Here is a 14,381-nt window from a genome sequence, read left to right on the forward strand (position 1 = left end):
CAGAGGCCATTATGACAATCGTGCCGAATTTCCAGACCGCCATCGATCCGCAGAAACTCGAAAAGCTTGCCGAAGTGGCGGTCAAGGTTGGTCTTGGGCTGGAGAAGGGCCAGGATCTTGTCATCACGGCGCCTATTGCGGCCTTGCCGCTGGTGCGGTTCCTGACCCGCCACGCCTACAAGGCCGGTGCCGGTCTTGTTACCACGTTCTATTCCGACGAAGAGACGACGCTTGCGCGCTACGAATTCGCGCCCGATGCGAGTTTCGACAAGGCCTCGGACTGGCTCTACGAGGGCATGGCGAAGGCTTACGCCAATGGTGCCGCGCGGCTGGCGATCTCCGGTGACAACCCGATGATGCTCTCCGAACAGGATCCCACCAAGGTGGCGCGGGCCAACAAGGCCAATTCGATGGCCTATAAGCCGGCGCTTGAAAAGATCGCCAATTTCGACATCAACTGGAACATCATTTCCTATCCCAACCCGGCATGGGCGCGGCAGGTGTTCCCGGACGTGGCCGAAGAGGTGGCGGTGCGCAAGCTGGCCGATGCGATCTTTGCCGCTTCCCGCGTCGATCTCGACGACCCCGTCGCTGCCTGGGCCTCGCACAATGCGAACCTCAAGAAGCGCTCCACCTGGCTGAACGGCGAGCGTTTTTCGGCGCTTCATTTCACCGGCCCCGGCACGGATCTCACGGTCGGCCTGGCTGATGGCCATGAATGGCATGGCGGGGCGTCCGTTGCGAAGAACGGGATCACCTGCAATCCGAACATTCCGACCGAGGAAGTGTTCACCACCCCCCACGCGCTGAAGGTGGAAGGCTATGTTTCCAGCACCAAGCCGCTGTCGCATCAGGGCACGTTGATCGACGATATCAGGGTTAAGTTCGAGGGTGGCCGCATCGTCGAGGCAAGTGCCGCCAAGGGCGGGGAAGTGCTGAGCCGGGTTCTCGATACGGATGCGGGTGCTCGCCGGCTGGGCGAAGTGGCCCTGGTGCCGCACTCCTCGCCGATTTCGGCAAGCGGCATCCTGTTCTACAACACACTGTTCGACGAAAACGCGTCGTGCCATATCGCGCTCGGCCAGTGCTATTCGAAATGCTTCCTCGATGGAGCTTCACTGACGCCGGAGCAGATCAGGACGCAGGGCGGCAATTCGAGCCTCATCCACATCGACTGGATGATCGGATCCGACAAGGTGGATATCGACGGCATCAGGGCCGATGGTTCCAAAGTGCCTGTCATGCGCGCCGGCGAATGGGCCTGACGCACGAGACGCGAGGCCCGGATTTGCCGGGCCTTTGCCACTATCAACGGTAATAGACGACCTTGCCGCCATTGGCAGCGGTTTCCACCGACAGGACGTTGTGGACCGCAATGCCGCGGGCTTCGAGCGAGCGCATCAGGCTGCTGTCGGCACTGACTTCCGCCTGGGCCCGGCGCATGATGAAGTCGTTGCCGGAACCCGACCACTCGGAATACCCGTCCTTGCGGCTGGTGAGCGAGCCGGACTGGATGGCGATGACGTTGTCGTCATAGGCCTTGCCGAAGATGATCTCCGATGCCCTCGTCTGTCCGGCCAGTGCCGGAGTGCCGAAAGCTGCCGCCGAGAGGATCAGCAACGAGGTCGCGAATGCTTTTTTCATGGCCATGGTCTCCGTTTGCAACTGCCGAGGAAACGCGGCTTGCAACGCCGTGTTCCAGAGAGGTCTCTTCGTGGAGAAGATAGGAAGTCTTGGCGGGGATTTGAATGGGCTGCCGCCCAAGGGTTAGAACAGCGTGCCCTGCTTGGCAGGCTGGTCGGCACCTTCCGGTTTCGGCAGCTTCTTTTTCGGCTGAGATGGCCGTGCGGAGGGCGACGGATCGTCAACGGGTGCCTCGCCGCCCGTGACGGCCGAGATACGACCGTCAGCGAATTCCACGGAAATCGCCCGGCCCTCGCCGATGCCAGCGGCCCGTGTCAGGGGGTGGTTGTTCTCATCTCGAATGACCGCAAAACCGCGTTGCAGGACGTTCTTGTAGGAGAGCGACTGCAGGACGCGATCCTGCGCCGAGATGGCCGAACGGCTGCGCGCGAGCGTGTGCGACATGGCGGTATCGGCATGGCGCCCGAACGATACGAGATGTTGACGCTCGCGCTGGATCTGGCCGAGCAGCCGCGCGGGCAGAGATTTCAGCGACGCTTCGAAACGCGACAGACGCCCGCGTTCGCTCAACGCTCTTCTCTCCAGGCAACGATCGGCCCGTAGCAGCCGGTCGTTCAAAGCCTGGCGTTGTTGCTGGAGCCTGCCCGTCAGGAGATCGAGGCGCAGACCGGACGAGACACGCTCGAACGCGCGGCGCTTGACGACCGTCGTGCGCTCCAGCCCGCGGCCGAGGCCAGCCGCGGCTTCATCGAACCGTCGGCGCGGAAGTGCCAGCAGCTGGTCGAGCGACGGAAGCGCGCGGACGAGCGCCCGCAGCGACTGTTTGCGGTGGTCCATCTGGCGCGCTGCGCAGCCCCGCAGCCGGGCGGCCAGGCTGGCGAGCTGAGCTTCGAGATCCGCCTTCACGGGAACAGCCATTTCGGCGGCGCCTGTCGGCGTCGGTGCGCGAACATCGGCGGCGTGATCGAGGAGCGTCCAGTCGGTCTCGTGGCCCACGGCCGAGATCAGCGGTATCCGGCTTTCGGCTGCAGCGCGCACGACGATCTCGTCGTTGAAGCTCCAGAGGTCTTCCAGACTGCCGCCGCCCCGCCCGACGATCAGCACATCTGGTCTTCGGATGGCGTCACCTGGCCCGAGCGCGTTGAACCCGCGGATGGCAGCGGCGACTTCCTCGCCGGACCCCTCGCCCTGAACCTTGACGGGCCATAGGACCACATGGACGGGAAAGCGATCGGAAATGCGGTGCAGGATATCGCGGATGACGGCGCCGGTTGGCGAGGTCACCACGCCGATGACACGCGGCAGATAAGGCAGGGGCTGCTTGCGGTCCTGATCGAACAGGCCTTCGGCACCGAGCTTGCGGCGGCGCTCCTCAAGCAGCGCCATGAGCGCGCCGGCGCCTGCCGGCTCGAGGTTTTCGATGACGATCTGATATTTCGACGAGCCTGGAAATGTGGTGATCTTGCCGGTCGCGATCACTTCCATGCCTTCTTCCGGCCGGAACCGCAGGCGCGAGAAGGTGCCCTTCCAGATGACCGCATCAATGCGCGAGCGGTCGTCCTTCAGCGAGAAATAGGCATGACCGGAAGAGTGCGGACCGCGATAACCGGAAATTTCTCCCCTCACCCGCACATGATCGAACGCATTTTCCATCGTGCGCTTGATTGAGCCGGAAAGCTCCGACACGGAAAATTCGGTGAGGTTCGTCGGCGATTCTTGGGCGATAGGGCTCGTCATGCCCTTTGTTCTAACCGAAGGCTGCGCCGATTTCATCCGTCTTTCCGGATCATCCGACGCTTAATCTCGCGGTAGTCTCGAACAACCCGATAGATCATGAACCCATCCAGCGGGCCTGTGGCCACAGGCTGCAGGTATGGTGGGACGTCACTCCGGGCGAGCGCGGCATAGAGGCCGTCAGGTTTCATCGCGATCAGCCGCTCGGTCTGCGGATCGCTCTTGCAGAAGGTGAGAGCCGTGACACCGGCACCATCGATAAAGGCCTTGGCTTCATCGGGTTGCGCCAGGCCGATATGCAGTTCGGTCAGCATGCCGCCCTGATTGCGATGATAGGGCGCAGAGAGCGCGCGATGTCGGGTAAAGCGGATAATCTCCGCGCCGCTGTTGGAGGGAGACGCGACGACGCCGACCGGCAGCGTGTTCAGCGCCGCCCATGCCTGCGGCCCGCCGCATTCCCCCGCCTCGCCGGCATTATCGGTGGACAGGATATTGAGGTCGACGGAGCCGACGCCGTCTTTCACGAGAATGCCGACCACGCCCCAGACGACCGGGACGGACGCAAGGACCGTGACAATATAGGCCGCGGCAAGACCTGGATTGTTGCGGTCTGCATTGGCACGGACGCGGATATCGGCAATCAGCAGAGACAGCGGCAGGATGCTGAGAAGGTTTGAGAAGATCGTGCCGCGCACCTGAATAGCGGCAACAGCGAAGGAAACGCCGAGCAGAACCACAAGCACGACGTGGATTTCGACTTTGCTGCGGCACGCGATGCGGGCAAGGCAGACGAGGATGGCGAAAAGGCCCACGGCATAGAAGCCGCCGACGAGTTCGGGTGTGTCGCGCACTTCCGCCACGATCGAGCGTGCCTCGGTTACGCCGTTCAGCCAGAGTTCGACAAGCAGCGGATCAAGGTTTGCCAGCGGATTGCCGAGGCATTCCGGCGCAATTGCGCGGGCTGCAGCAAGAAGGGCGACGCCGGCCGCCCCCAGCATGGCGAAACGCAGCAACCGTTTATCGGGCAAGGGCAGGCTTGCCAGAATGAACAGGCCGGCGCCACCGATCGCCGTCAGCGAATAAAAGCCGAAGGAAAGATTATCGCAGGTGACGACCGCATAGCGATAGGGCGGCACGGTGGCGAAAAAGGCGGCGGAGATCGCAAGCGTGAGGCAGAGGCCGAACGCTTTGGCGGCCCCGGCGAACGACCTGCCGTGCCAGGCCCATTGCAGCACGACGCAGATGCAGGCGGCAGCGACGAAAGGGACCGTTTCGGCACCGACGGCGATCGCCAGCGCCGCTGCAATGCCGGCGACGGCATAGCTTGACCGGCGATATTGCGGATCGACCAGCATGGCTGTGACCCACATGGCAAGCGCCAGTTGGACATTGTGGTGATCGAGCGCGCCCGGCTGAAATTTGATGTTGGTGAAGACGAAGATCGCGCCGATGCCGAGCACCAGATGCAGGGTGACCACCCCGCCGATGCGGCGGCCGGCAAGGCCGAGCGGGACGAACAGGAGGAGCGAGACGAGAAGCGGCCAGACCGTTGCCGCGACGCCTTCGGCCAGCGGCATTGCCATGAACAGCGAGAAAAACTTGATCAATGTCGCGATCGGCAGATCGACCAGACGTGACCAGTGCATGAGCGTGCCATCGGCGAGGCCGAGCCGGTACTGCATCATGTCGAACCAGCTCTGACCGCCAAGGAGATCGCGGACTTCGACCAGCCGCATGATGTCGTCGTTGTCGGCACCGATCAGATCGGTCGCGGTGGGCAGCTTGATGACCAATGCCATGATCGAGATTGCAAGCCAGTAGATCATCACCACGGGCGCAAGCCTCGACGATATCGCACCGCGCCCGCTAACGACCTGCATGTCTTCCCCACCTCCGACCATGATTTCCGGGGCTTTCGCATTTTCGCCCCGAAATATTCCAGCCCGAAACCTAGCCTTAACCTTCCCAAGAAATAGTAAAGCGGTGAAGCGGCGTGTGCCGTCTGCGGTCTTCTTTGTATCGAGTGAAAACCATGACCGATGCCCTGACGGGTGATCTGAAGATCGCCGTTCTTCTGCCCTGCTACAACGAAGCATCGACGATCGAAGCTGTGGTGAACGGCTTTCGACAGGCACTGCCCGATGCGCGCATCTATGTCTACGACAACAATTCGACCGATGGCACCGCGCTGAAAGCAATGCTCGCCGGTGCCGAGGTGATGCGGGAACGGCGCCAGGGCAAAGGCCATGTGGTGCGCCGCATGTTTGCCGATATCGACGCCGATATCTATCTGATGGCGGATGGCGACGGCACCTATTCTCCGAAAGACGCGGAAGAGCTGATCCGCACGCTCCTGACCGAGCGCGCCGACATGGTTGTCGGCACCCGCCGCGGCGTTCATGCGGATGCCGGGCGTCAGGGCCATGCGACCGGCAACCGGCTGTTCAACATTCTCTACCGGACGATTTTCGGGCGCGACTTCACCGATATCTTTTCCGGTTACCGCGCCTTCTCGCGTCGCTTCGTCAAAAGCTTTCCGGCCGTATCAGGCGGGTTCGAGATCGAGACGGAAATGTCGGTGCATGCGTCGCGTCTGAAACTGCCGATCTGCGAGATCGAGCTGGATTACGGACGGCGTCCGGAAGGATCGCATTCCAAGCTCTCCACCTTCCGCGATGGCGCGAAAATCCTCTGGATGTTTGCAATGCTGATGAAGGAAACACGGCCCTTCGCCTTCTTCGGCACGATCAGCTCTGCCATCATGGCAACCAGCCTCGCCTTCATGGCGCCGGTGCTGGTCGAGTATTTCGAGACGGGCCTGGTCGAGCGGATGCCGACCTGGGTGTTCTCGCTGGTGCTGATGCTGATCTCGTTCCTGGTGTTCACGGCCGGGCTCATCCTCGATTCCGTATCACGGGCGCGGTCAGAGCAGTTGCGCATCCACTATATGAGCATGCCACAACGGGTGCACGCTCCGGTCTCGCTGCAGAAGCCTGCCGGCCGCCGCCGCAAGGATGCAAAAGGCGACGCCAAGAGCGCCGCATGAAGCGACTTTTCTGGTTCCTGGCCGCGGGCGGCTGCGGCTTCGTTATCGATGCTGGACTGACGTATTTTCTCATCGCGGTTGCCGGGTTCGGTCCGTTTGCGGCCCGTATTCCTGCGATCATGGCCGCGATGAGCTTTACCTGGCTCATCAACCGCAACCGGACGTTCGAGCCATCGCCGCACTCGCTGGCGCAAGAGGGCTTTCGATACTGGGCCGTGGGCATCACCTCGGCCTGTATCAATTACGCCGTCTATTCCCTGCTAATGTGGCGGGCGCCGTTCCTGCAGCCGATTGCGGCGATCGTGTTCGCCTCGGCTGCAGCAACGGCCTACAGCTATTTCGGGTATTCCCGCTTCGTCTTCCGCCACAAGAACTAGGTCAGACCGTCTCCCAGCCGTCGGTCTCTCCGGCGCGGTAGATCGCATCGATGAAGCGCTGGTTGAGAAGCGAGTTCTCGAGCGTCACGATGTCCGCCGCCTCGCCCATGGCTGCCTTGGCAAAGGCTTCTGCCTGCCGGCGATACTGGCGGCTGTCGGGGAAACGGAAGATCTGCGAGACGTTGTGCTTCTGGTTGGTGAGTTCGATCTCTTCGGCGCCCCAGCGATCCGCATTGAACGGAGACTTGACCTCGATCGTGCCCTCTGTGCCGTGGAACACCATGAGCTGGCGACCCGCCATCTGGGTCGAGATGTAGAAGCTCATTTCAAATGTCTCGAACGCCGCCTTGACGCTTGCATAGATATCCGTGCCGAAGTCCGGATCGCGCACTACCGTGGCCTGGACGCGTAGAGGTTCTAGGCCGGTCGCAAAGCGCGTCGCAATGGTCGGGTAGACGCCGATATCCGGCAGCGCGCCGCCGCCGAGTTCCGGGATGTTGCGCATGTTATCCGGATCGCGGTTGAAATAGCTGAAGGCGCCCTGGACATGCTTGAGGTCGCCGATTGCGCCTTCCTTCAGGAGTTCGCGCACCTTGTGCCAGACGGGCGCGTAGGTCACCATGAAGGCTTCGGAAATCAGAACGCCATTGTCATCCCTTGCAGCGATCAGTCGCTCGATCTCGCTCGCCTTCAGCGCGATCGGCTTTTCGCAGAGAACATGCTTGCCGGCCTCGGCCGCCTTGATCGACCATTCCACATGCTGGCTGGTCGGCAGCGGGATATAGACGGCATCGATCATGTCCGACGCCAGCATCTCGTCGTAGGAACCGAACGCATGCGGCACGCCGAACCGGTCCGCAAATGCGCGCGCCTTGGCAATGTCACGGCTGGCAACGGCGCTGACCACGCAGTTTTCGGCGTCTAGCAGTGCGGGAACGACAGCGTCCCGTCCGATTTTCGCCGTCGACAGGATTCCAAAACGCAACATAGCAGTGCCTCCACACATTCACAGACAGTCATTGGGAGGCTAACCTAGGGCCGCTTGGTCGGGCGGGCAACTGTCGTTGTTGGCAGTGCTGAAACCTTGTGCCCGCTTGTCGGTTTGACAGTCGATCCAATCAGCATAGTTTCATCCTTCACCACTATCGCTTCCCCACGTCATCTATCTGGAGACCATCATGGACATGCGCTTGCTCGGCCGTACCGGACTTTCCATCTCGCCCGTCGTTTTCGGCGGCAACGTGTTCGGCTGGACCGCGGACGAAAAAACCTCTTTCGAGATGCTGGACGCGTTCTTCGAGGCGGGGTTCAATACGATCGACACCGCCGACGTCTATTCCGCATGGGCGCCGGGACATCAGGGTGGCGAGAGCGAGACCGTGATCGGCAACTGGCTGAAGCGCGGCACGGTGGCCCGCGACAAGGCTGTCATTGTAACCAAGTTCGGTTACCCCACCATGGGCGACGACAAGAAGCTGAAGGCGAAGTGGGTGGTGGAAGCCGTCGACAAATCCCTGCAGCGGTTGCAGACCGACTATATCGACCTCTACCTTTCGCATTTTCCCGATGACGACACGCCGCATGAGGAGACGCTTGGCGCGCTTGCGAAGCTGAAGGATGCCGGCAAGGTGCGTTCCATCGGCTGCTCGAACTTCAGTGTCGAACAGTTGCGGGCCTCGCTCAATGCCGCTGACAAAAACGGCCTGCCCCGCTACGATGTGCTGCAGCCGGAATACAATCTCTACACCCGCAACAAGTTCGAAGGCCCGCTTGCGGACCTTTGCATCGCAGAGGATATCGGCGTCATCAGCTACTACGCATTGGCGGCTGGCTTCCTGACGGGCAAGTATCGCAAGGCCGAAGATGCAGAAGGCAGGACGCGCGGCAATCGCATGCCCGACTATATCAACGACCGGGGCCTGAAGGTGCTTGCAGCACTCGACCAGGTGGCCGCGGAAACAGGCGAAAGCCTGGCTGCGATTTCGATCGCCTGGGTCGCCGCGCGTCCGGGCATTACCGCGCCGATCGCCAGCGCCACCAGCCTGAACCAGCTTGAGGCGATCATCGCGGCCGGAAAACTCAAGCTCAGCGACGCGCAGATGGCGCTGCTCAACGAGGCCGGCGCCTGATCTATCCCTCCGTAACGTTTAACCTGGAGAATTCCCGTGCAGACACGCAAGCTTGGAACTGAACTGACGGTCTCGGCGATTGGCCTTGGCTGCATGGGCATGAGCCATGCCTATGGCGGGCAGGATGAGGCGACGTCGATCAGGACATTGCACCGCGCCGTCGAGATCGGTGTCAATTTCTTCGACACGGCCGAAGTTTATGGCCCCTACGTGAATGAGGAGCTGGTCGGCAAGGCGTTGAAGCCGTTCCGCGACAAGGTGGTGATCGCCACCAAGTTCGGATTCAGGATCGATCCCACTAAAAAGGACTCGAGCGCAATGTCCGGTCTCGACAGCCGGCCGGAGAAGGTACGCGCGGTTGCCGAAGCGTCGCTGAAACGCCTCGGCATCGACGTGATCGACCTCTTCTACCAGCACCGCGTCGATCCTGATGTGCCGATCGAGGAGACGGTCGGAGCGATGGCGGAGCTGGTGATGGCAGGCAAGGTGCGCGCGCTCGGGCTTTCGGAGGCGAGCCCTGACATCATCCGGCGCGCTCATGCGGTGCACCCCATTGCGGCGCTGCAAAGCGAATACTCGCTCTGGACCCGCGATCCCGAGGGCGATGTGATCGATACATGCCGTGAGCTGGGGATCGGCTTTGTGCCGTTCAGCCCGCTCGGCCGCGGCTTCCTGACCGGCAAGATCCAGAACACATCGGAATTCGGCGAGGGTGACCTTCGCCGGACCATGCCGCGCTTCGAGGCTGAGAACATGGAAGCGAACCTAGCGCTGGTGCGGCTTGTCGAACAGATGGCGGCCGAAAAGGGCATCACGGCGGCGCAGCTTGCCCTCGCTTGGGTGCTCGCCAAAGGCGATTTCATCGTGCCCATTCCCGGCGCGCGCAAAATCCCCAATCTGGAGCAGAATGCCGGAGCAGCCGACGTCGTGCTGACCGCCGATGACGTGAAGCTCCTCGACGACATGCTGTCTCCCGACAAGATTGCCGGGGCCCGTTACGGCGGACAGGCGGCATGGACGCCACGCCGATGATGGAACTTCGTTTCACCGAGAACGTTTAAGGAACATCCAAACGGTGAGGAAACTATGAGCGACATACATAACCCGAAGACTGACCCGGATCCCGCATCGAACACCGAGAAGGACCCGGATGACTGGGTCACCGGTGACGAGCCGATGACAGGTGCCCAGGGCTCCTATCTCAAGACCCTCAGCGAGCAGGCGAAGGATCCCGACGCTTTCGCCGAAGATCTGTCCAAGGCCGAAGCCTCCAAGCGCATCGATGCGCTGCGCGAGAAGCTGAAGATGTGAGTGTTGAGCCCTCCCCGGGTTCTGCTATTGTAGAGCCTTGGGGAGGGCCTCGTCATGTCTGAAGAGCAGGCAGTACAGTCGGTCGTGCATCTCTACGTGGACGGGATGACGTTTGCGCATGAAGGTGCGCTCCGCAAAGCGTTTCATCCAAAAGCTTCGATCATCGGAAACTACGACAATGCGGTCGAATGGCTGTCGGTGGCCGAATTTGTCGCAGCGGTCGCTTCAGAAGGGCCAGCGCCGGCAGGTACGCAGCCTCTGATCGAGATCCTTGCTCTGGATATCACCGGCGACGCAGCCAGCGTCAAACTCATCGACGAATTTGCCGGCCTCCGGTTTACCGACTACCTCTCTCTATTGAAGGTTGATAACCGCTGGGTCATTGTCAGCAAGCTCTACCACCTGCATTCCTGACACCGCTTGCTATCGCCTCATCTCCGGAAAGCCTTGGTACCATTCCGAATGGTCGCCCCCATGGTTTTCCATTCCGGCCTTTGTCAGGAGGCCGCGGGGCTGGGCATAGCTCGTGATCCGCCGAACCGGTCGCTCATGCCACTGGATATTGAAGGCCCAGAGTTTCGGGAAAAAGCAGAGCGAGGCATAGGGAAGGTGATCGTGGATCCACCAGGCGAGCTTTCGCCAGTCGCCTTCCTCGCTGACATTGTCAATCAGCCATGGGACGACGACGCAGGCCGTTGCGCCCATGCAGCCATCGGCATCGCGAAGATCCCAGATATGATCCGCAGACGAGGCGGCATTGGTGGCGCAGTTTAATCCCCTGATATTGCCGAAGGCGTTGACTTCAGCTGCGCGGTAACCTGAGCGCACATGCAGCCGGCCGAATGTCGCCTGCAGCGGTTCCAGCAACTCTTCACAAAGGCGCCGCCCCGCCTCGATCGCCAGATGCGGATCGTCAGGGACATTGGCCAGGCCATAGACCGCGGCAATCTCGGAAAACAGGAAATCGCGGAAGAAGAAGTTTTCCGATAGCCTGACCCGGCCAAGCTCCTCCAGCCCCTTCATGGAATTTGGCTTGCGCACCGGCCCTTCCTTCACGATTCTTGTGAAGTTACCACGCCCGTTTGAAACCCACAAAACCAATACCAAAAGCGAAAAGGCCGCCTTTATCCGGGCGGCCTTCGAGGGATTTGGGGCTCTCCTCGGCGATCTGCATGAGGAGAGCTACATCTATGTTCAGGACGTCCGCGCCGCATCCTATGGATATGGCGGCAGGACACAGGAATGGCGTTACCAGCGCGCCAATTAGGCGCGCAGCACGCCGCCGGTCACCTTGACGACGTTGGCGACGATCTTGGCGGTGAGTGCTTCGAAATCCTCGTCCGTCAGTGTCTTGTCGACCGGCTGGATCAGGATCTCGATCGCGACCGACTTCTTGCCCTCGCCGACCGACGCGCCTTCGAAGACGTCGAACACGTTCACACCTGAGATCAGCTTGCGGTCGGCACTGGTCGCGGCCTTGACGATCGCGCCGGCTTCGACTGATGATTCCACCACGAAGGCGAAGTCGCGCTTGACCGCCTGGAAGGGCGACAGTTCCAGCGGCGGCTTTGTGCGGGTCGCCTTCTTCTTCGGCTCGGCCATGGCGTCGAGATAGACCTCGAAGCCGCACAGCGCGCCAGAGACATCGAGCGCCGACAGCGTCTTTGGATGGAATTCGCCGAACGTGCCAAGCACGATCTTCGGACCCATCTTGATCGTGCCGCAGCGGCCCGGATGATACCAGGCGGGACCACCCTGTTCGACCTGCACGTTCGACATGGGCAAGCCGCAGGCTTCGATCACGGCCAGCGCGTCGGCTTTGGCATCATAGACATCCACCGGCTTGCCGCCGCCCTTGGCACCGTTCGACCAAAGGCGGCCTGCGCCATTGATGGAGGCCGTGCCGCGGCGGACACCGCCGGCAACGCGACGCTGGCCTTCCGGCGTGTCGTTCTCGTAGGTGCCGGAGACTTCGAAGATCGCCACATCGCCCAAACCCTTGTCAGCATTGCGCTGGGCAGCGGTCAACAGACCCGGCAGCAGCGAGGGACGCATATCCGACATGTCGGCTGCGATCGGGTTTGCGAGCTTCAGCGAGGGCGCGCCGCCGCCGAACAGCTTTGCCTGCGCCTCGGGAATGAACGACCAGGTGACCGCTTCCAGCATGCCGCGGGCAGCGAGTGCACGCTTGGCCGTGCGGGTGCGGATCTGCAACGTCGTCAGGATCTTGCCATTGACGCTGCCGATGCTTTCGAGCGGCTCCGGCTTGATGTGATCGACACCGTGGATGCGCATGACCTCTTCGACGAGATCGGCCTTGCCATCGACATCCGGACGCCAGGATGGGACCTTCACCGATACGCGCTCGCCTGAACCTTCGACCGTGAAGCCGAGGCGATCGAGGATCTGGCGGCTTTCTTCTGAGGAGATCTCAAGGCCGGTCAGGCGCTTGACCTCGGCGAAGGGGAAATCGACGACCTTCGGCTCATATGCCGTGTAGCCGACGACCTTTGCTTCGGCCGCGGTGCCTCCGCAGAGTTCCAGAACCAGTTGCGTGGTGCGGTCGAGGCCGGGCAGCATATAGTCTGGGTCGACGCCGCGTTCGAACCGGTAGCGGGCATCGGTGATGATGCCGAGCGCGCGGCCGGATTTCGCGATGTTGATCGGGTCCCACAGAGCCGATTCGATCAGGACATCGACGGTGTTCTCGTCGCAGCCGGAATGTTCGCCACCCATGATGCCGCCAATGGATTCGACGCCGTTGTCATCGGCGATGACGACGTTGTTGGGTGAAAGCTTGTATTCGCGGGTATCGAGCGCGAGGATCGTTTCGCCTTCGCTTGCGCGGCGAACGACCAGATCGCCCTTGACCTTGGCGGCATCGAAGACGTGCATCGGCCGGCCCTGGTCGAAGGTCATGTAGTTGGTGATGTCGACGAGCGCGTTGATCGGACGCAGGCCGATCGCCTTCAGGCGCGTCTGCATCCAGGCCGGGCTCGCGCCGTTCTTCACGCCGCGCACGAGGCGGAGGCCGAAGCCGGGGCACAGGTTTTCGTCATCGAGATCGATCGACAGGCCGACCGAGGTTTCACCTTCGAGCTTGAGCTGAGGCTCCGCGCGGGGCTTCAGCGTGCCGAGGCCGGATGCAGCCAGATCACGGGCGATGCCATAGATCGAAGTGCAATCGGGACGGTTCGGCGTCAGGTTGATCTCGATCATCGGATCGTCGAGGCCGGCATAGGCGGCGAACGAGGTGCCGACCGGCGCATCGTCGGGAAGATCGATGATGCCGTTATGATCTTCCGACATGTTCAGCTCCTTTTCGGAGCACATCATGCCGTGGCTTTCGACGCCGCGGATCTTGCCGATGGCAAGCGTCACATCGATACCCGGAACGTAATCGCCCGGACGCGCAAGCGCACCGACCAGACCGGCGCGGGCATTCGGCGCGCCGCAGACGATCTGCAGCGGCTTGCCGCCGTTGACATCCGGACCGGCATCGACGGAAAGAACCTTCAGGCGGTCCGCTTCCGGATGTTTTTCCGCCGACAGGACTTTTGCGATGACGAAAGGCTTGTAGGCTGCCTTGTCATCGACATCCTCGACTTCCAGCCCGATCGCCGTCAGGCGCTCGCAGATCTGCTCGAGATTGGCATCGGTTTCAAGGTGATCCTTGAGCCAGGAAAGCGTGAATTTCATCGGTTTTCTCCTGAAGGTCTCTGCACGGTCATGGTTTCCATCCGTGGCAGGCCGTCATCGACATGGAAGAAAGGAAGCTCTTCGCGCACGTAACCGTGCACGCTGGGCGGATAGTTTTCCGGCGCATCCATGGCGCCAAGCATAAAGTAGATCCGGTCGGCGAGCCGCTCATCGGTATAGGCGATCGGTGCGCCGCAGGTCGCGCAGAAGCTGCGCTTGACGGGTGCTGTGCCGTAGGCCGAGCCGGTCTCGCCTGCGAAAGTCACGTCGCCGGTTTTGAACCCGACAAAGGCAGCGACAGGCGAACCGGTTGCTTTCCGGCAATCGCTGCAGTGGCAGTAACTGGCGTAGATCGGGTCAGCGCTGGCCGCAAAGAGGATCGCGCCGCAGCGGCAGCCACCGCGGTGCACCCTCCCCTGTCGCGTCACCATCTCACTCATC

The 14,381-nt window shown here is 61.7% G+C and carries 15 protein-coding genes; 8 read left to right on the top strand and 7 right to left on the bottom strand.

Annotated features, from left to right (window positions below; all coding sequences use genetic code 11):
* Positions 1-11 precede the first annotated feature (11 nt).
* The gene (locus AC0JZ8_RS04440) at positions 12-1,265 is read left to right on the top strand and encodes an aminopeptidase (protein ID WP_471891905.1); all 1,254 of its coding nucleotides are present in this window, start codon (positions 12-14) and stop codon (positions 1,263-1,265) included.
* Positions 1,266-1,308: 43 nt separating this feature from the next.
* On the opposite strand, the gene AC0JZ8_RS04445 is transcribed toward AC0JZ8_RS04440, so the two are convergent.
* The 3 genes from AC0JZ8_RS04445 to AC0JZ8_RS04455 all read right to left on the bottom strand — a co-directional run bounded on the left by AC0JZ8_RS04445 (position 1,309) and on the right by AC0JZ8_RS04455 (position 5,258).
* Positions 1,309-1,644: a hypothetical protein gene (locus AC0JZ8_RS04445; protein WP_430258078.1), complete on the bottom strand. Its 336-nt coding sequence runs from the start codon at positions 1,642-1,644 to the stop codon at positions 1,309-1,311.
* A gap of 123 nt (positions 1,645-1,767) precedes the next feature.
* Positions 1,768-3,381: an exodeoxyribonuclease VII large subunit gene (gene xseA, locus AC0JZ8_RS04450; protein ID WP_471891906.1), complete on the bottom strand. Its 1,614-nt coding sequence runs from the start codon at positions 3,379-3,381 to the stop codon at positions 1,768-1,770.
* A 32-nt stretch (positions 3,382-3,413) separates the two neighbouring features.
* The gene (locus AC0JZ8_RS04455) at positions 3,414-5,258 is read right to left on the bottom strand and encodes a hypothetical protein (RefSeq protein WP_471891907.1); all 1,845 of its coding nucleotides are present in this window, start codon (positions 5,256-5,258) and stop codon (positions 3,414-3,416) included.
* Positions 5,259-5,410: 152 nt separating this feature from the next.
* Between AC0JZ8_RS04455 and AC0JZ8_RS04460 the strand changes: the two genes are divergently transcribed.
* Entirely contained in the window at positions 5,411-6,424 is a 1,014-nt protein-coding gene (locus AC0JZ8_RS04460) for a glycosyltransferase (RefSeq protein WP_471891908.1), read from the top strand.
* Positions 6,421-6,801 carry a GtrA family protein gene (locus AC0JZ8_RS04465; protein ID WP_062454083.1) on the top strand — a complete coding sequence of 127 codons (381 nt, stop codon included), beginning with the start codon at positions 6,421-6,423 and terminating at the stop codon, positions 6,799-6,801. The genes AC0JZ8_RS04460 and AC0JZ8_RS04465 overlap by 4 nt, the downstream gene beginning before the upstream one ends.
* 1 nt (position 6,802) lies before the next feature.
* On the opposite strand, the gene AC0JZ8_RS04470 is transcribed toward AC0JZ8_RS04465, so the two are convergent.
* Positions 6,803-7,789 carry a Gfo/Idh/MocA family protein gene (locus AC0JZ8_RS04470; RefSeq protein WP_471891909.1) on the bottom strand — a complete coding sequence of 329 codons (987 nt, stop codon included), beginning with the start codon at positions 7,787-7,789 and terminating at the stop codon, positions 6,803-6,805.
* A gap of 190 nt (positions 7,790-7,979) precedes the next feature.
* Here AC0JZ8_RS04470 and AC0JZ8_RS04475 point away from each other — a divergent pair, with 190 nt between their 5' ends.
* Genes AC0JZ8_RS04475 through AC0JZ8_RS04490 form a run of 4 tightly spaced genes read left to right on the top strand, consistent with a single transcriptional unit; the run spans position 7,980 to position 10,655 of the window.
* Positions 7,980-8,930 carry an aldo/keto reductase gene (locus tag AC0JZ8_RS04475; protein ID WP_471891910.1) on the top strand — a complete coding sequence of 317 codons (951 nt, stop codon included), beginning with the start codon at positions 7,980-7,982 and terminating at the stop codon, positions 8,928-8,930.
* A 36-nt stretch (positions 8,931-8,966) separates the two neighbouring features.
* Positions 8,967-9,962, top strand: coding sequence for an aldo/keto reductase (locus AC0JZ8_RS04480; protein ID WP_471891911.1), 996 nt, complete (start codon positions 8,967-8,969; stop codon positions 9,960-9,962).
* A 54-nt stretch (positions 9,963-10,016) separates the two neighbouring features.
* The gene (locus tag AC0JZ8_RS04485; protein WP_471891912.1) at positions 10,017-10,241 is read left to right on the top strand and encodes a DUF3072 domain-containing protein; all 225 of its coding nucleotides are present in this window, start codon (positions 10,017-10,019) and stop codon (positions 10,239-10,241) included.
* A gap of 54 nt (positions 10,242-10,295) precedes the next feature.
* The gene (locus AC0JZ8_RS04490; protein WP_471891913.1) at positions 10,296-10,655 is read left to right on the top strand and encodes a nuclear transport factor 2 family protein; all 360 of its coding nucleotides are present in this window, start codon (positions 10,296-10,298) and stop codon (positions 10,653-10,655) included.
* Between the two features lie 9 nt (positions 10,656-10,664).
* On the opposite strand, the gene AC0JZ8_RS04495 is transcribed toward AC0JZ8_RS04490, so the two are convergent.
* A complete protein-coding gene (locus AC0JZ8_RS04495) occupies positions 10,665-11,282 on the bottom strand; it encodes a hypothetical protein (RefSeq protein WP_471891914.1) in 618 nt (205 codons plus the stop codon).
* Between AC0JZ8_RS04495 and AC0JZ8_RS04500 the strand changes: the two genes are divergently transcribed.
* Complete coding sequence (locus tag AC0JZ8_RS04500; RefSeq protein WP_471891915.1) at positions 11,275-11,508, top strand: tautomerase family protein; 234 nt, start codon at positions 11,275-11,277, stop codon at positions 11,506-11,508. The two genes, AC0JZ8_RS04495 and AC0JZ8_RS04500, sit on opposite strands and share 8 nt — an antisense overlap.
* On the opposite strand, the gene pheT is transcribed toward AC0JZ8_RS04500, so the two are convergent.
* A complete protein-coding gene (gene pheT, locus AC0JZ8_RS04505) occupies positions 11,505-13,940 on the bottom strand; it encodes a phenylalanine--tRNA ligase subunit beta (protein ID WP_471891916.1) in 2,436 nt (811 codons plus the stop codon). The genes AC0JZ8_RS04500 and pheT overlap by 4 nt on opposite strands.
* Entirely contained in the window at positions 13,937-14,380 is a 444-nt protein-coding gene (locus tag AC0JZ8_RS04510; protein ID WP_471891917.1) for a GFA family protein, read from the bottom strand. Before AC0JZ8_RS04510 ends, pheT begins: the two co-directional genes overlap by 4 nt.
* Position 14,381 lies beyond the last annotated feature (1 nt).

The sequence above is a fragment of the Velazquezella soli genome (genome assembly GCF_977018685.1).